The sequence below is a fragment of the Streptomyces sp. NPDC048002 genome, from assembly GCF_040653275.1.
In the GTDB taxonomy this organism is placed as follows: Bacteria; Actinomycetota; Actinomycetes; order Streptomycetales; family Streptomycetaceae; genus Streptomyces.
On record NZ_JBEZNL010000011.1, the window covers coordinates 185990 to 210018 of the forward strand.

The window sequence follows — 24029 nt, forward strand, 5'->3', positions numbered from 1 at the left end:
GGTTCAGTTCCGTCCGTCGCCGTGGCCGCCGCCCCAGCCGCCCCCGTCGTGCTCGTCGTCCCCCCAGGAGCAGTCGTAGGGGTCCGCGGCGCAGGTGTCCGTGGCCGAGGGCGTCGGGGTGGGCGACGGGGACGGGGAGGCGCTCGCCTTCGGGGTCTTGGAGGGGGTCGCGGCGGGTTCGGACCCGGCCTTGGGTGACGCGGGCGCGGTCCGGGGCGCGTCCCAGTTGACGGCCGCCATCTGGAGTTCGGGCTCGGAGGAGTCGATGACCCAGCGCTGCGCGCCGTCGTCCTTGCGGGTCTTCAGGACGAGGGCGCCGGAGCCGTCGGTGGCGGCCGGTGTCAGGGCCAGTTCCTGGTTCCAGCGGGGCACCAGGGCGCCCTGTAGGGTGAAGTCGTAGCGGACCTTCCTGGTCTCGGTGCAGGCGCCGAGCCGCACCGAGTAGCCGAGGCGGGAGTCCAGGCACAGGTCGGGCTCGGCCGCGCTGCGCAGCCGGCCGTCGGTCTCGTACACCCACTGCTGCCCGGCCTGGGCGGAGCAGTCCGTCAGCGCGGTCTCGGCGCCCGCGACGACCTTGCCGCCGACGACCGCGACGCACAGTCCGGAGGCGAGGTTGTGCAGCCGTCCGGTCAGGGTGCCCTGGGCGGCCTCCTCGGCCCCCGCCCAGGAGGGGCCGGCCGTCGGCGTGGCGTCGGCCGCGCCGACCGCCTCGGTGTCCCGGCCCGCGTCGGCCCCTCCCTCACCGCCTTCCGAACCCAGCGCGGACCACAGCACCAGCGGCACCAGGACCAGGGCGCTCACGGCGACGACGGCGACCGCGAGGTTGCGGCGGCGCAGGGCGCGGCGGGCGGCCTTGCGGCCCATCCGGCTGCACGGGGGCCGCGGGGCGGGCGGGGGTTCGGGGCTCACCCCGTCGGCGCCGAAGTCCTCCCCCGACACCGGTATCGCCTCCGCGACGGCGGGCACCGCCCCGGCCGGGGCGCTCGTGTCGTCCGCGCTCAGCGCCCGGGATTCCAGGTACTCCGAGGCTCCCCAGCCGAGCACGGCCTCGGCGAGGGCGGGGCCGAGGCCGCGGTTGAAGCCGTCCAGTTGGTCGGCGGTGGACCGGCAGTGCGGGCAGCCGTCCAGATGGGCGCTGAGGTCGGGGTCCACCCCGACTCCGCCGCGGCGGTAGGTGACGTCGAGCAGGCGCACGTAGCGCCGGCACTCCTGGTCGGGTGCGAGTTCGCGGTGGACCTGGAGGCATTCCTCGCGCAACCGGTCGCGGGCGCGGCCGAGTTCGGTCAGGGCACCCGCCTCGTCCAGGCCCAGCAGGCCCGCCGGTGTCCGGAGCGGTTCGGCCTCGACCTCGGTGTGCCACAGCAGGCAGCGGGCCGACTGCGGGAGCCGCTCGAAGGCGTCGGACAGCAGCCGGCGGTGGTCCGGGGTCAGCAGCCGGGCGGCGGCGCGGTCGCCGCCGAGTTCGTCGGACCGCAGGTCGGGGTGGAGGAGGTCACGCCGCTGGTCGGTGTCCCACTCCCCCGCCACGCGCCGTACGGTGACGAGGAGTTGGGGGCGCCAGGCGGCGGTCGGGCCGGTCTGCCGCAGCGTCTGCCCGAAGAGGCGGGTGAACGCGGCCGTGGTGAGCATGCCGGCGGCGCGGGCGCTGCTGGTGCACAGCCGCGCGTAGGCGAAGCCCGCGGCCCAGTGCCGGTCGAGGAGTTCCCCCACGGGCTGGAGCGCGGGGGAGGCCCCCGTCCAGTTCTTGAGTTCGGCGCTCAGTTGAGCGTCGGTCAATTCAAGGGGCTGGGCGCTTCCCGCGGAATTCGGCGAGCCTGCGTCATGCACGGCGGCATTCCTCCGGAGGGCATGCGGTATTGATGGTCCATACCAAGGGGTATGCTCCGGACGCGGCCCTTTCGAGGCGTGCGGCGCAAGGGAGCGACACACCTTTGCACAGGTCAGCCGTGGGGAACAAGTGCTCCATCCGTTTTGTACCGGGAGCGTGCGCCCCGTCGAATTGAACTTGTGTCAATAAAGCCTCGACGTAAACACTCGGTTGAATTGAATCCCCTCCCGGGGAGGGGATTCCGCGTCGGGGCGGCGCCGGTCAGTGGCCGACGATCTCCCGTGCCGTATAGGGCCGTTCCAACTCCTCCATCTCCTTCTCGCTCAGGGTCAGTTCGGTGGCCGCCGCCGCGTCCTCGATGTGCTCCGGCCGGGCCGCGCCGACGATCGGGGCCGTCACGGTGTTCCGCCCGAGCAGCCAGGCCAGGGCGACTTGGGCCCGCGGGACGCCCCGGTCGTCCGCGACCCGGGTCACGGCCTCCACGACGGCGCGGTCGCCCTCGCGGTACAGACGGCTGCCGAAGTCGTCGCCCGCGCTGCGTTCGGTGACGGTGTCCCAGTCGCGGGTCAGCCGGCCCCGGGCCAGCGGACTCCAGGGCAGCACCCCCACGCCCTGGTCGGCGCAGAGGGGCAGCATCTCCCGTTCCTCCTCCCGGTACAGGAGGTTGTAGTGGTTCTGCATGGAGACGAACATGGTCCAGCCGTGCCGTTCGGCGGTGTACTGCATCTTGGAGAACTGCCAGGCGTACATCGAACTCGCCCCGAGATAGCGGACCTTGCCGGCCTTCACCAGGTCGTGCAGGGCCTCCATCGTCTCCTCGACGGGGGTGTGCGGGTCGAAGCGGTGGATCTGGTAGAGGTCGACGTGGTCGGTGCCGAGGCGGGCGAGGCTGTGGTCGATCTCCGCCATGATCGCCTTGCGGGAGAGGCCGCCGCCGTTGGGTCCCGGCCGCATCCGGCCGTGCACCTTGGTGGCGAGCACGATCTCGTCGCGCCGGGCGAAGTCGGCGAGCGCCCGTCCGACGATCTCCTCGCTGGTGCCGTCGGAGTAGACGTTGGCGGTGTCGAAGAAGGTGACGCCCGCTTCCAGCGCCCGCCGGATCAGCGGGCGGGACGCCTCCTCGTCGAGCGTCCAGGCATGCGTGCCCCGGTCGGGCAGCCCGTAGGTCATGCAGCCCAGACAGATCCGCGAGACGTCCAGGCCCGTCGAACCGAGCTTCACGTACTGCATCGTTGCCGCTCCTGCCGTCGAGGTCGGTACCAGCAGGAGCGTACGGGCCCGAGGGGTCAGACCGGGTCGCCGACCGCCTCGGCGGCCCGGGCGAGGAGTGCAGCGCGGCCGATGGCCTCGGCGCGGGTGGACGGCACGGTGCAGGCGTGGGCGCCGGCGACGGAGCCGTACAGGGCGCAGCGGGCCGGGTCCTCGCCGTTCAGCCAGCCGAGCAGGAAGGCCGCGGCGAAGGCGTCGCCCGCGCCGTTGGAGTCGACGACGGGGGCGGGCGGGGGGACGGCGGGAACGTGGGTGAGCGTGCCGTCGGTGAGCAGGAAGGCGCCCTCGGCCCCGGCGGTGGCGACGACGGCGACGGCCCGGCCGCGCCCGGCGATGTCGCGCATGGTGCGCTCGTGGTCGGTCAGGGCGGTGGTCGACAGGAAGACCACGTCCGCGGCGAGCGCGAAGGGCTCGTGATAGGGGTTGGCGCCGTCCCAGTTGTGCAGGTCGGTGGAGAGGGTGGGACCGGCCTCCCGGAGCAGGGACAGCGCCTCGGCGCAGGGGTGGGTGATGACGACGTGCGCGTGCCGCGCGGCGGCGGCCAGGGTGCGCAGGGTCTCCTCCGGGAAGCGGTCCTCCGCCCGGGAGCGCGTGTCGTCGTAGAGCGAGAGCCTGCGGCCGTCGATGCCGACCAGGTTGACGGCGCGCTTGGTGCCGGCGGGCTGCGGCACGGCGGTCAACGGGACGCCGTGTTCGCGGTGGAGGGCGCGGACCAGGTCGCCCTCCGGGTCGTCACCGAGCATGTCCAGGTGGTGGGTGCGCAGCCCCAGCGCGTTGAGGCCGAGCGCGACGAAGTCCCCGCTCTGTCCGGCGCGGGTGGTGATGCCGGGCCTGATCATGTAGCTGTCGGCGTACGGCAGGGGCAGTTCGGGGACGTGGACGATGGTGTCCACGCCCGCACCACCCAGGACGAGGACGTCGGTCTCGGTGCTCACGGTGTCGTTCCTCTCGGCTCGGCACCGTGAGTCAAACAGCCCACGACCGGGACCGCAAGAACTTGCAGAAATTTGCGGCAAGTTGTGTCAGCGGCGGGCGGCGTCCGGCGACTCGCTCCGCAGCGCCGCGCGCATGGCGCGCAGCCGGCGGTTCTGCGTGCGGCTCTGGTGGAGCATCCACCCCATGAAGACCACGGTCAGCGCGGCCATGCCGATGGTCTGCCGCGGTCCCGCGGTGAGGCCCGTGAGTACGGTGACCGAGGTGAAGAGCACCGCCAGGAAGACCAGGGCGGCCCCTCGGTGCCGGGTCCGGTGCAGCCGCTGCTCGACCAGGTCGCTCATGGCGGCCCGCCCCCGGGCGTCCGCGGGGGGCTCGCCGGTGCGCAGGTGCCTCTCCAGTGACACCAGGTCGTCCGTCCGGCCGCCCGCGGCCCGCTTCTCCTTGCGGCGCACGGCCAGGAGGACGCAGATGCCGCCGACGGACAGGACGGCGGTGCGCAGCACCACCGACAGGAACGAACGCCCCGGATACAGCAGCGTGATCAGCGCGGCGGCGGCCAGGACGGACAGGGCGAACTGCGCCCACAGGTGCCGTGCGAGGAAGGAGTTGACCCGTTGCATGGCCCTCCCCCTCAGATCCGGGTCCTGCGCCGGTGGCCGGCGTACACCGTGGCGCCGGCGATCGCCAGCAGGATCCAGGCGACCGCGCTGTACGCCCAGGCCGTCGTCCCGCGCGCCGTTCCGACCGAGCTGACCACGGCCCACAGGGCCAGTACGACGCACAGGGCGGTCCACGCGATGTCGGCGAACCTTCCGCGCAGTTGCTCGCGCTGACGGGTGCCGGGCGGCAGCGTGCTCATGTCGGACCCCGAGTTCTCCTGCGGCTGCACGGCCTCACTCCTCTCCATCGGACCGGATCTCCCGATTACCCGCGCCATCTAGGCACACGCCTGCAAAGAGGGCTGCGGATACGGAAGTTGAGAGTCCGCAAGAGGGTCACCGCCCCGAGGGTTCACGGGGTGGTCAGCAGGTCCAGGGCGCGTCGCCAGCCGAACTCCGGGCGCGTGCCGTCGGGTCGGGGTTCCCCGGTGTACGGCTCGCCGAAGCGGACGCCCATGGCGCGCAGGCGGGTCAGGCTCTCCCGGTACGCGGGGTGGGCGGCGAGCGCGTCCGCCACGCAGGGCAGGGCCACCACCGGGACACCGAGGCCGGGCGCCTCGCAGAGGGTGGCCACGGCGAGCGTGTCGGCCAGGCCCGCCGCCCACTTGTTGACGGTGTTGAAGGTGGCGGGCGCGACCACGACGGCGTCCGGCGGAGGGAAGGGCCGGGGGTCGGCCGGGGTGCGCCAGGCGGAGCGGATCGGGCGGCCGGCGAGCGCCGCCACGGCCTCCGTGTCGAAGAAGCCGTTCATCGCGACGGGAGTCGCGATCACGCCGACCTCCCAGTCCCGTTGCCGCGCGGCGGCGACGAGTTCACCGACCCCGGAGGCGATCCCGGCGGCGCAGACGACGACGTAGAGGAAGGGCGTGCGGGACGGTTCGATCATCCGGAGACCCTAGTCAACCCACCCGTCGGAGTGACGCCCTGTTCGGCCAGATCGCTCAAGCGACGGATGAAACGCGCACGCATCTGTGTTGAATGGGGTGGCAGGCAAGGACACACGACGACGGGACCGATGACATGCCTCTTGAGGGCGAGTACGAACCCAGCCCGGAGCAGTGGGTGCGCGACCAGGTGGAGCTGTACGAGGGCTCCGGCGGCACCAAGGGCACCACCCTGCGGGACACCGGGCTGCCGGTGATCGTGCTGACCACGCTGGGCGCCCGGAGCGGCAAGATCCGCAAGACCCCGCTGATGCGCGTGGAGCACGGGGGCAGCTACGCCGCGGTCGCCTCGCAGGGCGGCGCGCCCAAGCACCCGGTCTGGTACCACAACGTCAAGGCCGATCCGCGGGTCGAGCTCCAGGACGGCCCGCGCAAGTGGGACATGACCGCGCGCGAGGTCACGGGCGCGGAGAAGGCCGCCTGGTGGGAGCGGGCGGTCGCCGCGTTCCCGCCGTACGCCCAGTACCAGGAGAAGACCAGCCGGGAGATCCCGGTCTTCGTGCTGGAGCCGGTCGAGGGCGACTGACACCCCCACGAAAAGATCTTGCACGGGTGGCGCATGAAGACCGGTACGCCGGGCACCCGAGCGTCAGGCCCCGCCGCGTTCCCCCGTCGCGGCGGGGTTCCCCCTTCCCGTACGACGCGGTGTGGGCGACGGTCCGGCCGCGCGGTCCGTACGGTGACCTCCTCGGCCCGTACGCGGTCCGCCTGGCGGATCCGACGGGGCCGCGAGAGGCTGGGCGGCCGGGACTCCGGTACGGGCCCGCCCCGACCACACAGGAGGCAGACCGTGGGCAAGAAGCCGCAGAAGCTCAAGCTCCCCCTCGCCTACAAGCCGATGGGGTTCGCGATCGGCTGGCTGGGCGGCACGCTCGCCGGCTTCGCGTTCCAGGCGACGTGGAAGGCGATCCGGCACGAGGACGACGCACCCGATCCGCTGGACAAGGACCGCGGCTGGGGCGAGGTGCTGCTGGCCGCGGCGCTCCAGGGCGCCATCTTCGCGGTGGTCCGCAGCGCCGTGAACCGCACCGGCGCGAAGGCCGTCGAGCGGTCCACGGGCGTGTGGCCCTCCGACAGCATGAAGGACGCCAAGAAGGCGGTGTCCGCCTAGGGCGTGTGGGGCCTACGGGCTTCGCGGCCCGCCCCCGGCACCCGTCCGGGTGCGGGGGGGGGCGGGCACCCGCCCCGGCCCGGGGCGGCGGTACGGACCGGGGTCAGCCCTGCTTCGGCGCGAGGGACGGCGCGCAGCGCAGGGTGAACGAGTGGCCCGAGGGGTCGGAGTAGCCGCGTTCCTCGAAGGGGCTCGCCGCGTCCTTGGTCTCCAGCGGGCGCCCGCCGAGCCCCACCACCCGCAGTTCGGTCTCGTCCAGGTCCTCCACCACGAACTCCAGGTGGACCTGGAAGGAGTTCTCCGGCCGGGGCCAGCTCGGCGGGGTCGCGTTCGCGTCGCGGCGGAAGGCCAGCCGGGTGCCGTCGGCCCCCCGGATCTCCACCCGGTTGGCGCCGACGTCCGTCTGCTCGGCGTCCAGCAGTTCCGTGTAGAACACCGCGAGTTTCTCGGGTTCGGCGCAGTCCAGGACCAGGACGCCCGCCTTCACCAGTGACATGTCTCCTCCGTACGGTCGCGTGCGCGGAGCCGGACCGCCCCGCCGCCCTGACCGTCGGATTGCCCGGTGCGGCGGAATCAGTCCGCGACCAGCCACACTCCTTCGCGCATCAGGGTCCGCCCGTCCAGTTCGTCGGCCTCGCGCCAGGCCTGGATCCGCCGCGGCCGCACCCGGAAGTACAGGTAGCGCGTACCGAGGTCCCGCGGGTCGAAGCCGGTCCGCCCGGCGAACCGGTCCCCCTCGCCGTCCCGGAGCGCGTCCGCGGTCAGCGTCTCCACGGTCCCCTCGACCATCACCACGTCCCGGGTCGGCCCGAGGCCGAGCCGTACCGTGCCGGTCTCCCGGAGGTTGCGGCCGGTGGGGCTGGTGGCCGGGGTCGACAGGAGCAGCGTCTCGCCGTCCCAGAGGAAGGACAGGGGCACCAGATGGGGCTGCGCGCCGTCGACGCCGGCGGTGGCGACCCACAGGTCCTCGTCGTGCTCCAGCCGGTGCAGGGTGTCGAGCTTGCGCTGCTTCGGGGATCGGGCGGGCGGCGGGGTCATCCGGGACAGCCTCCTGGCGGGAATCGGTCGGCGGGCGCCGGTGCGGCGACGCTCGACGGCGTCAGTCTGGCAGCGCCCGTTCAGGCGTGTCCGCGGATTTCCGCCAGCCGTGCCGCGGCGGCGGCGAGCAGCAGGTCCAGCGCCGCCGGGTAGGAGCTGCGCGGCATGTCGGCGACCAGGTGGCGGGCGGTCGCCGCGATGTTCGGGTGGGTGTCGGCGGGCAGCCGGGCGTACGTCGCCTGCCATACGGCGCGCTCGGCGTCCTGCGCGGCGCGCGGCAGGGCGGTGCTCGCCGAGTCCAGGGCGCCGAAGGCGAGGGACTGGTCGACGAAGGCGTGGTAGACGCGGACCGCCTCGGCGTCGGGGAAACCGGCATCGCGCAGCACGCCGAGGATGGTCTCCACGGCCTGGATCTCGTGCTCCCGGCCGGTGACCCGGAAGGCGCTGAGCACGGCGGCCCTGGGCCGCGCGAGCGCGCCCGCGTGCATCCGCAGACCCAGGTCGCGCAGGTCGGCGCGCCAGTCGCCGGTGGGCCGCCAGGTGCGCAGGGTCCGGCCGATCAGCTCGTCGGCGACGGCCAGCATCAGATCGTCGGTGTGCCGGAAGTAGCGGTACAGGGAGCTGGGGTCGGCACCGAGGGCACGGCCGAGGCGGCGCACGGACAGGGCCTCGGCGCCGTGTTCCTCGATCAGCCGCAGCGCGGTCGCGACGATCAGCTCCTCGGACAGCACCACGCCCTGTTTGGTGGGTCGCCTGCGGCGCCGGTCGGCGGCGGGGACGACACGGTCGCTCATGGTTCCTCCCCGGACGCGGTGCGGCGCTGCGCGGCCATCTTATGACAACACCGTTGACCTGTGAAGCGCGCGAGCAGTTTCATGTGCGGTCACCGGGGCCGACCAGGCCCCCTGGTGCGAGCGGAGCCCGCCATGACCCTCACTCCTCCAGCCGTGGACCCACCCGTGCTGCGCAAGTCCCTCGGCGTCCTCGACGGCGTCGCCATCGCCGCCTCCAGTACGGCGGCCACCACCAGCATCGGCATCGGCCTCGGGGTCACCGCCGGGGTGGTGGGCCTGCATCTGCCGGCCATCATGCTGCTGGCGTTCCTGCCGGTGCTGGGCATCGCGGGCGCCTTCGCCCGGCTCAACCGGGTCGAGCCCAACGCGGGCAACGGCTATGTCTGGGTGGGCCGTTCGCTCACTCCCTGGCTGGGCTTCATGGTCGGCTGGGTGAGCATCGTGGCGACGGTGGCCTTCCTCGCCTACACCACGGCGATCACCGGCTCGGCCCTGATCCAGCTGGCCGGGGACGCCGGGGTGCACCGGGTGGGCGGACTGGACCTGGACCCGGGTTCGACGGCCCAGACCACCGCGGTGGGCGTGGTGGTGCTGGCCGCGGTCACGCTCACGGCGGTCACCGGCATCCGCAAGGCGGCCCGCCTCCAGGGCTGGCTGCTGATCTTCGAGTACGCGGTACTGCTCGGCTTCTGCGGGTACGGCATCGTCACCGGACCGCACGACTTCAGCCTGAGCTGGTTCAACCCCTTCGACATCCCGTCCCCGACGGCTCTCGCCCAGGGCCTGCTGCTGTCGGTGTTCTGTTACTGGGGCTTCGAGGCCGCGTTCAGCGTCAACGAGGAGGTGCGCGACCCGCGTGACGCGTCCCGGGCCGGCTTCATCACCCTGTGCACGATGCTGGGGATGTTCCTGCTCGGCTCGATCGCCTTCCAGCGCGTGCTGTCCGAGGAGGAACTGGCCGGCCACGGCGCCGAGGGACTCGCCTACTTCGGGGAGCGGCTGGCCTCGCAGCCGCTCGCGGTGCTGCCCCTGGTGGCGCTGATGTTCTCGGCGGTCGCCTCCCTCCAGGCCGGGGTCATCCCGGCGGCGCGCGGCATGTTCGCGATGAGCCGGGACCGTACGCTCGGGCCGGTGTGGTCCAGGGTCAGCCCGCGGTTCGGGACCCCGGCCGCCGGGACGCTGCTGATCGGCGCGCTCGCGGCGGCGGTCGCCGCGCTGTCCCTGGTGATCCCCCGGCTCGCCGATCTGATCATGGCGACGGTGACCGCGGTGGGCATCATCGTCGCCCTGTCCTACGCGCTGACCGCGCTCGCGGCCGCCGTCCGCTTCCGGTCCCTGCTGCGCGAGGACTGGCGGCAGGGTGTGCGGGCGGTGGTCCTGCCCACACTGAGCGCCCTGTCCCTGCTCGGCCTCGGCGGCTATCTCGGCTGGTCCTTCTACACCTCGGCCGACCACTTCGAGGTGAGCGCCGACAACGGTTGGTTCCTGCTGGCCACTCCCCTGGCGATGATCGCGTCCGGCTTCCTGGCCGCCGCCTACGCCCGCTGGGTGCGCAGGTCGCCGTACTTCCGCACCGGCCGGGGCACCGACGCCGAGGCACCGCACCTGATCCCCACGACCCCCCACTAGGAACGGAACCATGCACGCAGACCTGCTCTTCACCGGCGGCCCCGTCCTCACCCCCGAGGGCCGCACCGCCACCGCCGTCGCCGTCACCGGCGACCGGATCACCGCCGTGGGCCACGACGAGGTCCGGGACCTCGCCGGGCCCCGCACCGAGGTGGTCGACCTCGCCGGCCGGCTGCTGGTGCCCGGATTCCAGGACGCCCACGTCCATCCGGTCCCGGCCGGGCTGGAGATGACCCAGTGCGATCTGACCGGGGCCAGGACGGCGGCCGAGTCCGTCGCCGCGGTCCGCGCGTACGCCGAGGCGCACCCCGAACGGGAGTGGATCACCGGCGGCGGCTGGTCCATGGAGGCGTTCGAGGGCGGCACCCCGACCAAGGAACTGCTGGACGCGGCCGTGCCGGACCGGCCGGTGTACCTGCCCAACCGCGACCACCACGGCGCCTGGGTCAACAGCCGGGCCCTGGAACTCGCCGGGATCACCCGCGACACCCCCGACCCGGCCGACGGGCGGATCGAGCGTGACGCGCACGGGGAACCCAGCGGGACGCTCCAGGAGGGCGCGATGCAGTTCGTCGGGCGGCTGACTCCCCCGGCCACACCCGAGGACCGGCTCGCCGCCCTGCTGCACGCCCAGCGTCATCTGCACTCGCTGGGCATCACCGCCTGGCAGGACGCGCTGGTCGGGGACTTCCTGGGGATGGACGACCCGGCCGAGGCGTATCTCGCCGCCGTCGACGCCGGTGCGCTGACCGCCCGGGTGGTCGGAGCGCTGTGGTGGGACCGCGGGCGGGGCGCCGAGCAGATCCCCGAACTCGTCGAGCGCCGGGCGGCGTTGAGCCGGGGCCGGTTCAGCGCCAGCACCATCAAGCTGATGCTGGACGGAGTCGCGGAGAACGGAACGGCCGCGCTGCTGGATCCGTACCTGGACGGCTGCGGCTGCGCCACCGCCAACCGGGGCACCAGCTTCGTCGATCCCGGGCAACTGCCCAAGTACGTCACCGAGCTGGACGCCCTCGGCTTCCAGTGCCACTTCCACTCGCTGGGCGACCGGGCGGTGCGTGACGCGCTGGACGCCGTCGAGGCGGCGCGGGCGGCGAACGGTCCGAGCGACACCCGGCCGCACCTGGCCCACCTCCAGGTGGTCCACCCCGACGACGTGCCCCGCTTCGCCCGGCTCGGCGCGACGGCGAACATGCAGCCGCTGTGGGCCGCGCACGAACCGCAGATGGACGAGCTGACCATCCCCTTCCTCGGAGCCGAACGGGCCGGATGGCAGTACCCGTTCGGCGCGCTGCTGCGCTCCGGCGCCCGGCTCGCGGCGGGCAGCGACTGGCCGGTGAGCAGCCCCGATCCGCTGGAGGGCATCCATGTGGCGGTGAACCGGGTGACCCCGGGCGGATCGGGCCCGGTGTTCCTGCCGGAGGAACGCATCGGCCTGGAGGCCGCGTTGACGGCCTACACGGCCGGATCCGCCTATGTGAACCACCTGGACGACACCGGCCGGATCACAGTGGGCGCGCTGGCCGACCTGGTGGTGCTGGACCGGGATCCCTTCGCCGGTTCCGCCGAGGAGATCGCGACGACCCGGGTGACACAGACCTTCGTGGGGGGCGGGCGAGTATACGCAGCTCAACTGGGTTGAGCAGTAACGGAGATCACGGCCGGGTCACGGTGTAGATCATTTACGCTCTGGGCAGTCTCGTTCCGCTTCTCGATTCAACTGACGCATCGGGAACGCGAGTTCGATGGAGCGGGCGGTCGTACGGCCGCCCGCCGCAGGGCCGGGGGGACTCTGCTCCGTGCCTTCCGAAAGGAAACCCATGCCTAGGGACGTCCGGCTCGATCTGCCCTCCGGTGGTCCGGAGACCTCCGCCGACCGCGCGTTCCCGGTCCAGCCGGGCGCCCGGCAGCGGTCGGCGCGGGCGGGGAACCCCCTGGCCCGCCTCATGGAGAAGCACGTCCGTGGGAGCACGGAGCACTTCCGAGAATGCGAGGAGGCCGCCCGAGTGCGGCTGGACGCCTTCGGATCCCCGCCCGCCGGCACCGCGCTGCGCGTGGAGGGGGCCCTCCGCGCCGCCTCGCGCACCCTGCTCCCGCCCGACGAGGAGGGCCTGGCCAGACTGAAACGGCTCGACGCCGCGCTGGGCGTGATCCAGGCGGCCTTCCCCCAGGTCGGCACCGACGTCGAGATGTGCCGGCTGACCTGCGCGCTGCTGGAGGGGGCCTGGCGGACCCGGGCCCTCACCCCGCCGCACGAGGCGGAACCGGCGGCCGACTGCCCCTGCGTCCTGTGCCTCCGGCTGCCCACCGCCCCCGAACGCACCCTGGCCGACTACGGCTGGCGGCAGAGCGCCGGCCGGCCCCTCGTGGTCAAGCTGTGGCCGTACCACCGGGAACTCGACAGCGTCCTGACCGGCGGCTGGTCCCTGGCCCGGCAGCTCAACGACCACGAGCGCGACCTCGGCCAGCGGTACCGTTTCGAGGACGACATCCTCCTCTTCCACGAGTACAAGCGGGTCATCGACACCATCGACACCGCGGAACTGACCCGGATCGTCGAGGCGCGGCTGGCCGAGAACTTCAGCGTCAACACCGCGCGGGCCCTGGTCTGCGGGCTCTACGCGGCCCACAAGCGGTCCGTGGACGAGTACTGGCTCCAGCGGCACGCCGCGGGCGAGGTCGTCCTCCCCCAGACCAACCCGCTGGGCCAGAGCACCTATTCGGTGCTCCAGATGATGGACTGCCTGTTCTGGCACGTCTCGCCCGACACCGAACTCTGGCAGGAGGAACACCTCGCCTCCCTGCTGCTGTGCCGCGTCGTCGACGACATGTCCGACGTGCGGGTCGACGCCCTCACCGGCGAGATCAGCAACTTCTGGCTCTCCGACATGCCCGCCCACACCAAGGCGCTCTACGCCGCCTCAGCGATCTCCCTGATCAAGTTCGGCTGCACGCCCGAGGCGCACGCCCCGATGTGGAACACCTGGCTGATGACCAGCACCGTCGTCTGGATGGGGCTCACCGGGCGGCACGCCCTGTGGTTCGACGGCATCACCCGGGGCCTCCCGTCGGCCGAGGAGTGCCCGCTGTGCGACCTCCAGCCCAACGCCTGCACGGGCATCCTCACCGACGGCACCACGCTCACCCTCGCCGAGCGGCCCGCCGCGCCGGCGCTGAGCCCCCGCACCGCCGTGCTCTCCGCCCGCTGCCGGGCCGAACACCCCGCGGCCTGGGCCCTCTTCGACGCCGAGCTGCACGCCTTCGAGGCGCTCCACGGCCCTTGGCACGGGGACACCGACAGCGTGTGGGAGATCCTGCACCGCACCTACCTCGCCGCCGTGGAGGCCTCCCTGGCCGGCGCCTCGACGGAGCGCGCCCGGGAGATCCAGCAGGACTCCGGCGCGGTCGGGTCCGAGTTGTTCCACATCCTGCACGACCCCGACACCGGCCGCGAGGACAACGCACTGCTCGCCTACATGTTCGGCTGCGCGCACCCGCACTTCCTCTGGAACGGCACCGGTCACCGTCCGGCGGAACTCCAGGGCGACTGGCTCGACGGCTGACACCGGACACCGGAACGCCGGTGCCCCGAGGGGCATCGGCGTCCGGGGGGCGAGGTGCGGCCTAGACCGCGAACTCGACCGGCAGGCTGTTCAGCAGGGACATCCAGGTGGACGCGGTCGCGCCGAGTTCCTCCGGCGGCACGGCCAGGCGCAGACCCGGCAGACGGTGCAGCAGGACGTCCACCGCGACCTCGATGATCGACATCCCGATGCTCTGCCCGGGGCACTCGTGCGGTCCCGAGCCGAAGGCCAGGTGCGCCTGGTTGCCCTGCACGGAGGCGCTCGGGTCGGGCCGGACCTCGGGGTCGTGGTTGCCCGGGGCGAGACCGAGGACGAGCAGGTCGCCCTCCTCGATGGAGTGCCCGCCCAGTTCCACGTCGCTGGCGGCGAAGCGGCCCGGCAGGACGGCCAGCGGCGGATGGTTCCACATGGCCTCCTCCATCACCGCCGTGATGGTCAGCTGGCCGCTGATCAGCCCGGAGAGCCGGGAGGCGTCGGTCAGCACCAGTTCCAGCACCCGGGCCAGGAGGCTGGTGGTGACGTGCGCGGCGATGAGCACCGCGCGCAGATGGGCCACGACCTCGTCGTGGTCGAGGCCCGCGTGATGCTCCAACAGGCCGGTGGCGAGGTCGGATCCGGGCTCGGAGCGCCTGCGCTCGGCGAGTTCGCCGAAGATCTCCCGGATCACGCCGTCGTGCATGACGGCGTCCTCGCCGCCCTTCATCACCTGGGCGCAGGACTCGACCAGGCGGCGCCCCTCCGCCTCGGCGAGGCCCAGGATGCGGGCCATGACGAGCATCGGCAGCAGCTCGGAGTACTCCGACACCAGGTCCGCGCGGCCGGTCCCCGCGAAGGTGTCGATCTGCTTGTTGGCGAAGTGCGTGGCGTGCCGCCGGATACCGCGGTCGGCGGCGGACTGGAGTCCGTCGCTGACCGCGCCGCGCAGCCGGCGGTGCGCCTCTCCGTCCTGGGAGACGCAGTCGGGGCGCCAGGCGAGCATCGGCACCAGCGGGGAGGTCTCCGCGACCCGGCCCTCCCGCCAGTCCCGCCAGATCCGTCCGTCCCGGGCGAACTGGCGGGGGTTGTCGAGCACCCGCCGGCTGTCCCGGTAGCCGAGCACCAGCCAGGCGGGGATGTCGCCCTCCAGCAGCACCGGCGCGACCGAACCGTGCTCCTTGCGCAGCCGCTCGTAGATGCCCTGCGGATCGGTCGCCGCCTCGGGACCGTACAGCCGGACCGGGTCCGAGGAGTGGTGCGCGACCGGGCAGCCGCGGGGGGCCCCGGGACCGGCCGTGCCTTCGCGGTTCTCGTCGTTCATCGCGGCTCCAGGGCGACGGCGGAGCGTTCCTTGAGATGGCGCATCAGCGTGATGAGCACGTCCCGGCTGGAGGCGCGGTCCCGGGCGTCGCAGACCACGATCGGGGTGTGCGCCGGGATGTCGAGGGCGTCCCGAATCTCCTCGATGGGGTGCTCGGTGGAGTCCGGGAAGACGTTGAGGGCGATCACGAAGGGCACCTCCTGCCGCTCCATCTCCTCGATCGCCCGGAAGCTGGAGGCGAGCCGGCGGGTGTCCACCAGCACGACCGCGCCGAGCGCGCCCTTGAACAGGCCGTTCCACAGAAACCAGAAGCGTTCCTGGCCCGGGGTGCCGAACAGGTACAGCATCAGGCTGTCGTTGATGCTGATCTTGCCGAAGTCGAGGCTGACGGTGGTCTCCGTCTTGTCGGCCACGCCGATGAGGTGGTCGACGTCGGCGCTCGCCTGGGTGAGGGTCTCCTCCGTGGTGAGCGGCTTGATGTCGCTCACGGAACGCACCATGGTGGTCTTCCCGGTGCCGAACCCGCCGGCGATCATCACCTTCACCGAGCGGGTGCCGCCCGACCCCGCCGGCTCCCCGGGGTGGTCAAAGCCTTTCAAGTCCACTGAGTACCTCCTCAAGGAGCGCGAGGTCGGGCCCGCGACCGGCGCCGTGCACCGGGATGGGGTCACGGGCTTCGACGCGGCCTGCCTCCAGCAGGTCCGCCAGCAGCACCGCGAGAATGTTGAACGGTAATCCGAGGTGGGCGCCGAGTTCGGCCACCGACAGCGGATCGCGGCAACGCCGGAGGATCTCCTCGTGCTCGTGCTGCAGTCCCGGTCCGGGGGCCGCGCGGGACACGATGAGGGTCGCCACGTCAAGACTCGACGCCGAACCGCCCGGTCCGCTGCGCCCCTTGGTCAGGACGTAGTAGCGCTCAAGACCTTGGGGGTCCCCCCAAGTCGAGCGGAGCCGAGAACTCGGGGGAGGGTCCGTGGGCCGGCGGGGGGCACTCATCCAGAGTGCTCCTCCAGGCGCGGGGTGGTGCCGAGCAACTCGCCCATCCTCCGCGCCAGATCCCTCATCTGATGCCCGAGCAGCCCCTGGTCGAGCCCCTCCCGGGCGAGGACGCCCAGGTAGGTCTCCACACCGGCCCGGACGACGAACAGGTGACCGCCGTCGACCTCGATCATCGCCAGCCGCAACTGCCCCGCGTACTTGGGGAACTGCTCGGCGACCGGCTGGGCCAGCGCCTGGAGCCCGGCCACCACGGCGGCGAAACGGTCCACGTCGTCGGGGTCTTCGGCGCCGTAGGAGGTGATGGCCTTGCCGTCGCTGGAGGCCACCAGGGCGAAACGGATCTCCGGGATGGACTCCACCAGATCCCGGAGCGCCCAGCTCACGTCGGTTCCCTGCTGCGTCATGCGGACTTGTCGCTCTCTTCAGTCTGGTGCTCGGTGGACTCGCGTCCCGCGGTGGCCCCGGGGCCCTCGGCGGTCCCGCTCGCGTCGGGCTCGCGGCCCGCGGTGGCGAAGGCGGCGAGACCGGCGAAGGACGCGTCCGGCGGAACCGCCGCGACCGCGGTGACCTCGCCGCGTTCGGCGTGCTCGGCCGGCTCGTGCCGGGCGGGCTCGCTCCGCCTGCTGCGGCGCCGGGGCAGGCCCCCGGGCGTGGTCTCCACGTCCGGGTCCGGCTCCGTCCCGGCCGGCGCGGTGCCGGCGGTACGGGACGGGAGTTCCGTCGCGGCCGGGGCGACGGCCGCCTGGGCGGCCGGAGCGGCGACCGGGGCGGACGCGGGCAGCGGGCTGAAGTACTTGTGCGGGACCACGACGACCACCGAGGTGCCGAGCCACGGCGAGTCCGCGTAGGTGACGCGGATGCCGTAGCGGCGGGCCAGGGAGCCGACGACGCGCAGCCCGATGCTGGCGTCCTCCGAGATCCCGCCCAGACCGGCGCCGGGCGCGGTACCGGCCAGCGCGTGCTCGGCCTCGCGCTTCTTCTCCTCGCTCAGGCCCTTGCCGGAGTCCTGGATCTCGATGCCGACGCCGTTCGGCACCTCCTTGCCGGAGACGACCACCGGCTCGGTGGGCGGCGAGTAGCGTGCCGCGTTGTCCAGCAGGTGGGCGAAGATCAGCGTCAGGTGGTCCACCAGACCGCCGTCGACACCGAGTTCGGGCAGATGCCGTACCTCGACGCGGTGGAAGTCCTTGATCCGGCCGATGCCGCCGCGGACCACGCTGAGCAGCCGCTGGGGCTCCTGCCACTGCCGTCCGGGCCGGTCCGAACCGCCGAGCACGCCGACGCTGGCGGCGAGACAGTCGGCCGGGCCGATGGCCTGGTCCAGCTCCATCAGACCGCGCGCCACGGACGGCAGCCGCCCGTGCTCGCCCTGCATCTCGTGCAGTCGGCCGCGCAGCTTGCTGGTCAGGACGTGGATCCGGTTGCCGATACTGATCACGGCCTGCTCGGCGGAGGTCGAGCGGTTGAACTCCGCCTCGACCCCGATCAGCGCGGTACGCAGCACCTTGCGCAGCTCGGCCTGGAGCTCCGGGCCGACCTTCGCGGCACCGCCGGCCGGCAGCAGGTCGTCCACCGCGTCACCGGCGCGCAACCGCTCCAGCGCCTCGGGCAGTTGCTCCCCGGCGAGCCGGGCCACCGCGTCGTGCTGGTGGGTCAGCTGCTCCCTGAGGACCTCGGCCTGATCGGCGAGCTGGGCCTCGTAGGACTGAGCCTGGGCGGTCAGCCGCTCCTCGAAAGCCCTGGTCTGCTCGGCCAGTTGCGCCTCGTAGGCGCCGGCCTGTTCGGCGAGGCGGACCTCCGCCGCGGCGCGCTCGCCCTCCTGGGCGACCCGCTCCGCGGCGAACTGGCGCTCCAGACCGGCCACATGCTGCTGCCACTGCTGGGAGTGCTCGGCCTGCTGGGTGCGGAAGCCGCTCTCGGCGCGGCCGAGGCGGGTGCGGGTGCGGATCAGGAGCCGCACGCACACACTGCTCGCCGCGGTGGCGGCCGCTCCGGCCACCGCCACGGCTATGCGCTCGGAGCTCATGAATGTCGCGGCTACCGTCCCGCCGCCTAAAGCAAGAGGCATCAGCCACCAGCTGTACCAGGCGACAGGGGCCCGCGCCGCCGGCGGCGGAGTGGCGAGTTCCATCTGCATCCTTCGAACCAACACGATCGAAACAGGGGGGTGTGCAAGGGACCGCACTCATGAGTACGCACCACGAACGACCGATCGCGACCGGGTCAACTCGCAGCGCCGTACGGGAGCTTATCGGGTTCGCAGGCAAAAGGATCAACCACACCCGGTCGACGGAGGTGAGGGTTCCGTCACTCTCCGCCACGAATCGGCCAAATCGAGCTGGACAGATGCCCAGATATGCTGGACACCTGTCCAGAAAATCAGAGGGAGGATCCATGGAGGCGTTGGCGAACGTGCTGGTGGGCCTGGTGGCCGCGCTGCACGTCTACATCCTGGTGATGGAGATGTTCCTGTGGCAGAAGAAGCCAGGCCGTTCCCTGCACGGTTTTGATCCGGAGACGGCGCGGGCGACCGCCCCCATGGCCGCCAACCAGGGCCTGTACAACGGGTTCCTGGCGGCGGGTCTGGTCTGGGGCCTGATCGCCGCCGACCCCACCGGGTACCGCGCCCAGATCTTCTTCCTGTCCTGCGTGGTGGTCGCGGGCGTGTTCGGCGCGGTCACGGCCAACCCCCGCATCCTGGTGGCGCAGGCCCTGCCGGGCGCGGTGGCCCTGGCCGCGGTCCTGGCCGCCGGGTGAGCGGCCCGCCGCCCGAGGACCCGCGGGCCGCGCGCACCCGGGAGCGGCTGCGCCGGGCCCTGTTCGAGGAGTGCGCCGAGCGCCCCCTGGACCGGGTCTCCGTCGCCGGGGTGGTCCGCCGGGCCGGGGTCGGCCGGGCCACGTTCTATCTGCACTACGACGCACTGGAGGCGCTGGCCGTCGACGCCTGCGCCGATGTGGTCCGGGAGGCGGTGGAGGCGCTGCACGCCTGGCGGGGCCGTCCCGACCCGGTGCGCGCCCCGGCCGCGCTGGTGGGGTTCTTCGCCTCGCTCACCCCGCACGCGGCGCTCTACCGGGAGCTGCTCACTCCGGGTGGGGGCGGTCCGCTCGGCCGTGTCCTGCACCGGGACCTCAGGGCGTACAGCCTGCGCGAGCGGGAACTGGCCGGCGCGGCGGACGCCCCGCTCGTCGCGTCCGCGGTCGCCGCCACCTTCGCCGGGGTGCTGGCCGACTGGCTGCACGGCATGATCGACGCCGACTCCGCCGAAGTGGCCGACCAGGTATGGCAGTTGCTGGTCGCCCTGCACGCGAGCCGGTGACCGCGCGGACGCCGGCGCTCACGCGGGGCCGGGGAGGCGCAGCGACACCGACGTCTCAGACGATCTCTGCGCGATTCAAAGACATATGTCAATCGAACATGCTCTGATTCACTCCATCGAGGGTAACTTCCAGTGCGGGGAACGGTTTTGCTCTCGCTCGGCGCCCGGTGCCGTCGAAGGAGCAGTTGGAGGCGATGTCGTCGTGCAGCAGGAACCCGCGCCACCCACCCGGCACTTACAGGTCCGCCGGGAGCGGGGGTACACGGTGCTGGAGTTCCGCGGCGAGATCGACATCGCCGCCGCGGTCGAACTCCTCCCTCACCTGGACCGGATGACGGCGGTGCCCGGCGCGCGCCTGGTGATCGACCTCGGGCGGGTGGAGTTCTTCGACTGCTCCGGACTGCGGCTGCTGCACCGGGCGCGCACCCGGGTGCTGGACCACGGCGGGGAACTCCGGCTGGTCTGCGTCCAGCCGCTCACGCTGCGCGTCCTGCGCCTGACCGGACTGGCCCGGCTGCTGCCCCCGCATCCCACGCTGGAAGCGGCCCTGGGCCGGCCCGAGACCACGTCCGGCCCGGTATGAGCGCCGCCCAGTGTGAGCGCCGCCCGGCGTGAGCGGCCCTGCGCCTACGCGCTGTGCGGCGCGTCGAACAGGGCGCTCACGGACTCGCCGTTGTGAATCCGGCGCACCGCCTCGGCCAGCTGCGGGGCCACGGTGAGCACCCGCAGCTTGTCGGTGCGCTCCTCCTCGGGCACCGGAACGGTGTTGGTGCACACGATCTCCAGCACGTCCTGCTGCTCGCCGATCCGCTTCAGCGCGCCGGACGTGAACAGGCCGTGCGTGCAGGCGACCCGGATCGAGCGCGGGCCCAACTCCCGCAGCCTGGCGAGGAGTTCCAGAACCGTGCTGCCCTTGGCGATCTCGTCGTCCAGCACGATCACATCGCGGTCGGCGACCTCGCCGATCACGGAGTTGATGCTCACCCGGTCGTCCGCGAAGCGCTGCTTGGCACCGGCGGCCACCTGCGCGCCGAGCATCCGGGCGAACGCGGCCGCCTCCTTGGCGTTGCCGAGGTCGGGCGAGACGACGGTCGTCCGGGACAGATCGAGGCGGCGGAAGTGGGTCGCCAGTTCGCGCAGGGCGTGCAGATGGTCCACCGGGACCGAGAAGAAGCCGTGCACCTGGGGTGAGTGCAGGGTCATCGCCAGCACCCGGCTCGCTCCGGCCGCCACCATGAGGTCCGCGACCAGGCGCCCGCCGAGCGAGATCCGGGGGGCGTCCTTCTTGTCGGAGCGCGCGTAGGAATAGTGCGGCATGACGACGGTGATCCGTCCGGCCGAGGCCCCGCGTGCCGCGTCGCACATCAACAGCAGTTCCACCAGGTGTTCCTGGACCGGGGCGACCAGCGGCTGGATCAGGAAGACGTCCCGGTCCCGGCAGTTGGCCTGCAACTGCACCTCCAGACAGTCGTTGGCGAACCGGCTGACCCGGGTCGGGCTGAGGGGCACGCCCAGGTGCGCGCAGACCTCCGCGGCCAGCTCGGGGTGGGCGCTACCGCTGAACACGGCGATGTCTCGCACGAATCCGCTCCTCGCGTGATCATTTGGCTGCCGCGCTCATGCTACTGAGCCCACCGCCACACGACGACGGCGTCCGCACGGGCGCGCGGCTCACCGCGGACCGGGGCGAGCGCCCCCTTGATGGCGGCGCCTCCCCCCGATGCGCCCCGCCGGCCTCCTTCAGCGGCGCCATTCGGTCAACCGGCAGGTCTCACACCGCCATTGGGGGGCATCCGGTCAGTAGGAAGGAGGGCCGTCACCATGACGACTCCCATGAAGCGCCTCCCCAGGCGCCTGCCCGGCTGGGCGAAGGCCGTGAGCGCCGTCGTGGTGGTGCTCGCCGTGCTGTTCGCCGGGATGGCGCTGAGTGTGCTCCCGGGTCTGAAGGACGTGTTCGGCACGGAGACCCACGACCGCTCGGGCCCCGCGTTGCTGGAGTCCATCCAGGACATCAGCCGCTACGACGCGGCCTCCGGCAACTTCCAGGTCGTCGTCGACCTGGAGAAGGACGCCAAGTACCTGCCGGACGCCATCCGGGGCAGCCGCACGCTCTACGTCGGGGCGGGCACCGTCGACGCCTACGTCGACCTCGGCAAGGTCGGCGAGAACGACGTCAAGGTCAACAAGGAGCGTACGTCCGCCACGATCCGGCTGCCGCACGCGGCACTCGGCGAGCCGGCGCTCGACCCCGACCGCTCCTACGCCGTCTCCAAGCAGCGCGGGCTGCTCGACCGGATCGGCGACCTGTTCTCCGACAACCCCAACAGCGAGCAGGCGGTGCAGAAGCTGGCGGTGAAGCACATCGGCGAGGCCGCCAAGGAGAGCGAGCTGACCCAGCGTGCCGAGGGGAACACCAGCGACATGCTCAAGGGTCTGCTGCGCTCCCTGGGCTTCGAGAAGGTCGAGGTCGTCTACGAGAAGGCGTGAACGGACGGGCCTGCGGCGGGAATCGTCGGCCCGACCGCGGGTATCCGCTCGGCACGTCAGGGAAGTTGAAGACTGGAGGACCAATGGCTCGTGCAGCCCTGAGCTCCCGCACCGGGGTGCGCCGCCCACGCATCCGCAGATCCGCACCGGCGGCCGGGCCCGCCAAGACGCCCCGTTCCGGGGGCGTGCTCCGGGTGCTGGCCCGCATCATGGTGATGGCCTGCGCGTTCGTACTGATGGTGGCGTTCGCCGTGGTGCTCGCCAAGCTGACGCTGCAGCCGTCCCCGGCCTCGGAGGCCCTGACCCACACCAACCTGCATCCGGGCCGTTCCCTGCAGGCCTATCTGGACCAGCCTGAAATGCACGACGCGCTCAAGCAGATCGGCGGGAACCTGCTGCTGGGCGTTCCGTTCGGTGTGCTCGCCCCGGTCCTCGCGCCCCAGGCGCGCGGACTGCTGAGGGTACTGCTGCTCACGGCGACAGTGATGCTCATGGTCGAGTTCGCCCAGGGCGCCCTGATCACCGGCCGCGCCTTCGACATCGACGACGTCATCCTCAACACCAGCGGCGCGCTGATCGGTTACCTGCTGCTGGGCCGCAGGATGAGCCGGGCGGTGCACCGGCGGGAGCCGCGGACCTGATCCCGCGCGTCCCGGCGCCCGTCGCCGCGGTACCGACCGCCTCATCGCCTCCCGGCGGTGGGGCGGTCGAGTGCGCGGTGGGCCAGCCAGCCGGCGACCGCCGCGGAGATCGGCTGTCCCGTCTCCAGCTCCACGAAGCCGAACTGACCGCCCTGGTTGCACTCCAGGAACCACCAGACGCCGTCCTCGTCCTCGGCGAAGTCGAAGGCCGCGTAGGCCAGGCCGGCCAGGTCGAGGTACGCGCGCACCGAGGCCGCGATGCGTCCGGGGACGGCCACCGGCTCCCAGGTGTGCCCGGTGTCGCCGTAGCGTCCGTCGACCTGATCCGGCGCGGCCTTCTTGCACGCGGCGAACAACCGCGCGCCCACCCCGGTCAGCCGGATGTCGGCGCGCTTGGGGACGTAGCGCTGGAGCAGGGCGGGGCCGGCCGCCACACCGGAGAAGTCGGCGTCCGGGCCGATCAGGGTGGTGGGCAGGGCCACCCCGGGTTCCCCGGGCGGCGGGCCGGAGGCCGATTTGACCACCACCTCGCGGTGCTCCTCGGCGAATTCCCGCGCCAGCCGCGGCGAGGTGGTGAACACGGTCGGGGGCACCGCGAAGCCGCTGCGGTGGGCGGCGCCCAGCTGCCAGGGCTTGAGCCGGGCGCGGTCCGCGTTCTGCGGGTGGTTCATCCAGCGCGCGGAGGCGGAGTGGAGCATGCCGTACAGGGCCTGGCGGGTCTCCGCGGTCAGCCACGGCGAGGGGTGGGGCGCGTGGGCCGCGGGTTCGCCGGGCCTGCGGATCCAGACCGAGCGCAGACCGCTCATGCTGAGCACATGCCCGTTGACCGAGAGGTGGCCGGTGAAGTCACCGTGCGCGTAGTCGGCGGAGAGCACGGCCTTGCCGGGCAGGTCGGCGGGGTCCAGCCGCAGCACGGGCGTGCCCGTCGCGTGCAGCCTGGCCACCACCAGGTCCGCGGTCACGTCCTCCTCGGACGTGAGGATGAGTACGGTCATGCTCCGCCGGGTCCTCAGTCGTCGAAGTGCGTCTGGGAACCCGCGGTGGACGCCGTCGTCCCGGCCGCGAGGAGGAGTTCCCGGTCCAGGACGGCCGGACGGCCGTCGGCCAGGACGTTCAACTGCAGTGCGGCGTCGTAGTGGTACGGGGTCACCACCGTCGTCAGCCCGCTGGGGTAGGCGTAGTTGAGGGTGAACGGTCGCACGGGAAGGACCTCCGGGAATCGCGCGTTGGCTGCCTACAGTCCCTTACGCACCTGTTGCGTAAGGAATTCATCACTTTCGGCTACATGGGCGTGAAGGTCGTCACATCGTCCACACCGCCGGCACGGCAGCCTTCAGGTGTCACCCTGCCGTAACTCATGACCCCGGCCTCCCGGACGCCGGGGCCCGAAGCTGCGGGCGGCTAGATGAGTGAGTCCGATGTTCTCAGTGGTCGTAGGCGATGAGAGATCGTTTGATCTTGGCGCCGGTGGTCCAGTTGTGCCAGATGCCGGCGGC

27 protein-coding genes are annotated in these 24029 nt (G+C 72.4%); 10 read left to right on the forward strand and 17 right to left on the reverse strand.

Going from position 1 to position 24029, the window contains the following annotated elements:
* Positions 1–3: 3 nt before the first annotated feature.
* The 6 genes from AB0E07_RS17175 to AB0E07_RS17200 all read right to left on the reverse strand — a co-directional run bounded on the left by AB0E07_RS17175 (position 4) and on the right by AB0E07_RS17200 (position 5578).
* A complete protein-coding gene (locus AB0E07_RS17175; protein WP_362251846.1) occupies positions 4–1776 on the reverse strand; it encodes a ricin-type beta-trefoil lectin domain protein in 1773 nt (590 codons plus the stop codon).
* Between the two features lie 313 nt (positions 1777–2089).
* Positions 2090–3058, reverse strand: coding sequence for an aldo/keto reductase (locus AB0E07_RS17180; RefSeq protein ID WP_362251849.1), 969 nt, complete (start codon positions 3056–3058; stop codon positions 2090–2092).
* A gap of 56 nt (positions 3059–3114) precedes the next feature.
* A complete protein-coding gene (locus tag AB0E07_RS17185; protein WP_362251852.1) occupies positions 3115–4032 on the reverse strand; it encodes a PfkB family carbohydrate kinase in 918 nt (305 codons plus the stop codon).
* 87 nt (positions 4033–4119) lie between these two features.
* Positions 4120–4653, reverse strand: a complete 534-nt coding sequence (locus AB0E07_RS17190) for a hypothetical protein (RefSeq protein ID WP_362251855.1) — start codon at positions 4651–4653, stop codon at positions 4120–4122.
* A gap of 11 nt (positions 4654–4664) precedes the next feature.
* On the reverse strand, positions 4665–4940 hold the full coding sequence (locus tag AB0E07_RS17195) for a hypothetical protein (protein ID WP_362251858.1): 276 nt from the start codon (positions 4938–4940) through the stop codon (positions 4665–4667).
* 104 nt (positions 4941–5044) lie between these two features.
* Positions 5045–5578 carry a flavoprotein gene (locus tag AB0E07_RS17200; RefSeq protein WP_362251860.1) on the reverse strand — a complete coding sequence of 178 codons (534 nt, stop codon included), beginning with the start codon at positions 5576–5578 and terminating at the stop codon, positions 5045–5047.
* A gap of 134 nt (positions 5579–5712) precedes the next feature.
* On the opposite strand from AB0E07_RS17200, the gene AB0E07_RS17205 reads away from it, so the two are divergent.
* Both AB0E07_RS17205 and AB0E07_RS17210 read left to right on the forward strand, forming a co-directional pair.
* Entirely contained in the window at positions 5713–6162 is a 450-nt protein-coding gene (locus tag AB0E07_RS17205; protein ID WP_362251862.1) for a nitroreductase family deazaflavin-dependent oxidoreductase, read from the forward strand.
* A gap of 312 nt (positions 6163–6474) precedes the next feature.
* Entirely contained in the window at positions 6475–6747 is a 273-nt protein-coding gene (locus AB0E07_RS17210; RefSeq protein ID WP_362251932.1) for a DUF4235 domain-containing protein, read from the forward strand.
* Positions 6748–6850: 103 nt separating this feature from the next.
* Here AB0E07_RS17210 and AB0E07_RS17215 read toward each other — a convergent pair whose 3' ends face one another.
* The 3 genes from AB0E07_RS17215 to AB0E07_RS17225 all read right to left on the reverse strand — a co-directional run bounded on the left by AB0E07_RS17215 (position 6851) and on the right by AB0E07_RS17225 (position 8579).
* On the reverse strand, positions 6851–7243 hold the full coding sequence (locus AB0E07_RS17215) for a VOC family protein (protein WP_362251865.1): 393 nt from the start codon (positions 7241–7243) through the stop codon (positions 6851–6853).
* Between the two features lie 77 nt (positions 7244–7320).
* Complete coding sequence (locus AB0E07_RS17220) at positions 7321–7785, reverse strand: pyridoxamine 5'-phosphate oxidase family protein (RefSeq protein ID WP_362251868.1); 465 nt, start codon at positions 7783–7785, stop codon at positions 7321–7323.
* Positions 7786–7865: 80 nt separating this feature from the next.
* Positions 7866–8579 (reverse strand): helix-turn-helix domain-containing protein, encoded by a 714-nt coding sequence (locus tag AB0E07_RS17225; RefSeq protein WP_362251872.1) that lies wholly within the window; start codon positions 8577–8579, stop codon positions 7866–7868.
* A 132-nt stretch (positions 8580–8711) separates the two neighbouring features.
* Between AB0E07_RS17225 and AB0E07_RS17230 the strand changes: the two genes are divergently transcribed.
* The 3 genes from AB0E07_RS17230 to AB0E07_RS17240 all read left to right on the forward strand — a co-directional run bounded on the left by AB0E07_RS17230 (position 8712) and on the right by AB0E07_RS17240 (position 13771).
* Entirely contained in the window at positions 8712–10208 is a 1497-nt protein-coding gene (locus tag AB0E07_RS17230; protein ID WP_362251875.1) for an APC family permease, read from the forward strand.
* Between the two features lie 10 nt (positions 10209–10218).
* Positions 10219–11850, forward strand: a complete 1632-nt coding sequence (locus AB0E07_RS17235; RefSeq protein WP_362251878.1) for an amidohydrolase — start codon at positions 10219–10221, stop codon at positions 11848–11850.
* A gap of 178 nt (positions 11851–12028) precedes the next feature.
* Complete coding sequence (locus tag AB0E07_RS17240; protein ID WP_362251880.1) at positions 12029–13771, forward strand: hypothetical protein; 1743 nt, start codon at positions 12029–12031, stop codon at positions 13769–13771.
* A gap of 61 nt (positions 13772–13832) precedes the next feature.
* On the opposite strand, the gene AB0E07_RS17245 is transcribed toward AB0E07_RS17240, so the two are convergent.
* The 5 genes from AB0E07_RS17245 to AB0E07_RS17265 are packed head-to-tail and all read right to left on the reverse strand — an operon-like array spanning position 13833 to position 18219.
* A complete protein-coding gene (locus tag AB0E07_RS17245) occupies positions 13833–15089 on the reverse strand; it encodes a cytochrome P450 (protein WP_362251883.1) in 1257 nt (418 codons plus the stop codon).
* A complete protein-coding gene (locus tag AB0E07_RS17250; protein WP_362251886.1) occupies positions 15086–15694 on the reverse strand; it encodes an ATP/GTP-binding protein in 609 nt (202 codons plus the stop codon). The genes AB0E07_RS17245 and AB0E07_RS17250 overlap by 4 nt, the downstream gene beginning before the upstream one ends.
* Positions 15675–16085: a DUF742 domain-containing protein gene (locus tag AB0E07_RS17255; RefSeq protein WP_362251889.1), complete on the reverse strand. Its 411-nt coding sequence runs from the start codon at positions 16083–16085 to the stop codon at positions 15675–15677. Before AB0E07_RS17255 ends, AB0E07_RS17250 begins: the two co-directional genes overlap by 20 nt.
* Positions 16082–16492 (reverse strand): roadblock/LC7 domain-containing protein, encoded by a 411-nt coding sequence (locus AB0E07_RS17260; RefSeq protein WP_015655861.1) that lies wholly within the window; start codon positions 16490–16492, stop codon positions 16082–16084. Before AB0E07_RS17260 ends, AB0E07_RS17255 begins: the two co-directional genes overlap by 4 nt.
* Positions 16489–18219 (reverse strand): ATP-binding protein, encoded by a 1731-nt coding sequence (locus AB0E07_RS17265; RefSeq protein WP_362251892.1) that lies wholly within the window; start codon positions 18217–18219, stop codon positions 16489–16491. Before AB0E07_RS17265 ends, AB0E07_RS17260 begins: the two co-directional genes overlap by 4 nt.
* Positions 18220–18482: 263 nt before the next feature.
* On the opposite strand from AB0E07_RS17265, the gene AB0E07_RS17270 reads away from it, so the two are divergent.
* The 3 genes from AB0E07_RS17270 (at position 18483) to AB0E07_RS17280 (ending at position 19988) form a co-directional block, all read left to right on the forward strand.
* Entirely contained in the window at positions 18483–18845 is a 363-nt protein-coding gene (locus AB0E07_RS17270) for a DUF1304 domain-containing protein (RefSeq protein ID WP_362251895.1), read from the forward strand.
* On the forward strand, positions 18842–19405 hold the full coding sequence (locus AB0E07_RS17275; protein WP_362251899.1) for a TetR/AcrR family transcriptional regulator: 564 nt from the start codon (positions 18842–18844) through the stop codon (positions 19403–19405). Before AB0E07_RS17270 ends, AB0E07_RS17275 begins: the two co-directional genes overlap by 4 nt.
* 202 nt (positions 19406–19607) lie before the next feature.
* Positions 19608–19988, forward strand: coding sequence for an anti-sigma factor antagonist (locus AB0E07_RS17280; RefSeq protein WP_362251901.1), 381 nt, complete (start codon positions 19608–19610; stop codon positions 19986–19988).
* Between the two features lie 44 nt (positions 19989–20032).
* Here AB0E07_RS17280 and AB0E07_RS17285 read toward each other — a convergent pair whose 3' ends face one another.
* Complete coding sequence (locus tag AB0E07_RS17285; RefSeq protein WP_362251904.1) at positions 20033–20986, reverse strand: ribose-phosphate pyrophosphokinase; 954 nt, start codon at positions 20984–20986, stop codon at positions 20033–20035.
* A gap of 240 nt (positions 20987–21226) precedes the next feature.
* On the opposite strand from AB0E07_RS17285, the gene AB0E07_RS17290 reads away from it, so the two are divergent.
* Positions 21227–21892 carry a DUF4230 domain-containing protein gene (locus AB0E07_RS17290; RefSeq protein ID WP_362251907.1) on the forward strand — a complete coding sequence of 222 codons (666 nt, stop codon included), beginning with the start codon at positions 21227–21229 and terminating at the stop codon, positions 21890–21892.
* A gap of 83 nt (positions 21893–21975) precedes the next feature.
* Positions 21976–22533: a VanZ family protein gene (locus AB0E07_RS17295; protein ID WP_362251910.1), complete on the forward strand. Its 558-nt coding sequence runs from the start codon at positions 21976–21978 to the stop codon at positions 22531–22533.
* A gap of 41 nt (positions 22534–22574) precedes the next feature.
* On the opposite strand, the gene tgmB is transcribed toward AB0E07_RS17295, so the two are convergent.
* A complete protein-coding gene (gene tgmB / locus AB0E07_RS17300) occupies positions 22575–23528 on the reverse strand; it encodes an ATP-grasp ribosomal peptide maturase (RefSeq protein WP_362251913.1) in 954 nt (317 codons plus the stop codon).
* A gap of 14 nt (positions 23529–23542) precedes the next feature.
* A complete protein-coding gene (gene tgmA, locus AB0E07_RS17305; RefSeq protein ID WP_362251916.1) occupies positions 23543–23734 on the reverse strand; it encodes a putative ATP-grasp-modified RiPP in 192 nt (63 codons plus the stop codon).
* Positions 23735–24029: the final 295 nt, after the last annotated feature.

What these genes read in the sequence shown, in the direction of transcription:
- AB0E07_RS17180 (WP_362251849.1), bottom strand. Translation starts at nt 3,058, where the DNA reads ATGCAGTACGTGAAGCTCGGTTCGACGGGCCTGGACGTCTCGCGGATC.
- AB0E07_RS17190 (WP_362251855.1), bottom strand. Translation starts at nt 4,653, where the DNA reads ATGCAACGGGTCAACTCCTTCCTCGCACGGCACCTGTGGGCGCAGTTC.
- AB0E07_RS17195 (WP_362251858.1), bottom strand. Translation starts at nt 4,940, where the DNA reads ATGGAGAGGAGTGAGGCCGTGCAGCCGCAGGAGAACTCGGGGTCCGAC.
- AB0E07_RS17200 (WP_362251860.1), bottom strand. Translation starts at nt 5,578, where the DNA reads ATGATCGAACCGTCCCGCACGCCCTTCCTCTACGTCGTCGTCTGCGCC.
- AB0E07_RS17205 (WP_362251862.1), top strand. Translation starts at nt 5,713, where the DNA reads ATGCCTCTTGAGGGCGAGTACGAACCCAGCCCGGAGCAGTGGGTGCGC.
- AB0E07_RS17210 (WP_362251932.1), top strand. Translation starts at nt 6,475, where the DNA reads ATGGGGTTCGCGATCGGCTGGCTGGGCGGCACGCTCGCCGGCTTCGCG.
- AB0E07_RS17215 (WP_362251865.1), bottom strand. Translation starts at nt 7,243, where the DNA reads ATGTCACTGGTGAAGGCGGGCGTCCTGGTCCTGGACTGCGCCGAACCC.
- AB0E07_RS17220 (WP_362251868.1), bottom strand. Translation starts at nt 7,785, where the DNA reads ATGACCCCGCCGCCCGCCCGATCCCCGAAGCAGCGCAAGCTCGACACC.
- AB0E07_RS17225 (WP_362251872.1), bottom strand. Translation starts at nt 8,579, where the DNA reads ATGAGCGACCGTGTCGTCCCCGCCGCCGACCGGCGCCGCAGGCGACCC.
- AB0E07_RS17230 (WP_362251875.1), top strand. Translation starts at nt 8,712, where the DNA reads ATGACCCTCACTCCTCCAGCCGTGGACCCACCCGTGCTGCGCAAGTCC.
- AB0E07_RS17235 (WP_362251878.1), top strand. Translation starts at nt 10,219, where the DNA reads ATGCACGCAGACCTGCTCTTCACCGGCGGCCCCGTCCTCACCCCCGAG.
- AB0E07_RS17240 (WP_362251880.1), top strand. Translation starts at nt 12,029, where the DNA reads ATGCCTAGGGACGTCCGGCTCGATCTGCCCTCCGGTGGTCCGGAGACC.
- AB0E07_RS17245 (WP_362251883.1), bottom strand. Translation starts at nt 15,089, where the DNA reads ATGAACGACGAGAACCGCGAAGGCACGGCCGGTCCCGGGGCCCCCCGC.
- AB0E07_RS17255 (WP_362251889.1), bottom strand. Translation starts at nt 16,085, where the DNA reads ATGAGTGCCCCCCGCCGGCCCACGGACCCTCCCCCGAGTTCTCGGCTC.
- AB0E07_RS17260 (WP_015655861.1), bottom strand. Translation starts at nt 16,492, where the DNA reads ATGACGCAGCAGGGAACCGACGTGAGCTGGGCGCTCCGGGATCTGGTG.
- AB0E07_RS17265 (WP_362251892.1), bottom strand. Translation starts at nt 18,219, where the DNA reads ATGGAACTCGCCACTCCGCCGCCGGCGGCGCGGGCCCCTGTCGCCTGG.
- AB0E07_RS17270 (WP_362251895.1), top strand. Translation starts at nt 18,483, where the DNA reads ATGGAGGCGTTGGCGAACGTGCTGGTGGGCCTGGTGGCCGCGCTGCAC.
- AB0E07_RS17290 (WP_362251907.1), top strand. Translation starts at nt 21,227, where the DNA reads ATGACGACTCCCATGAAGCGCCTCCCCAGGCGCCTGCCCGGCTGGGCG.
- AB0E07_RS17295 (WP_362251910.1), top strand. Translation starts at nt 21,976, where the DNA reads ATGGCTCGTGCAGCCCTGAGCTCCCGCACCGGGGTGCGCCGCCCACGC.
- tgmB (WP_362251913.1), bottom strand. Translation starts at nt 23,528, where the DNA reads ATGACCGTACTCATCCTCACGTCCGAGGAGGACGTGACCGCGGACCTG.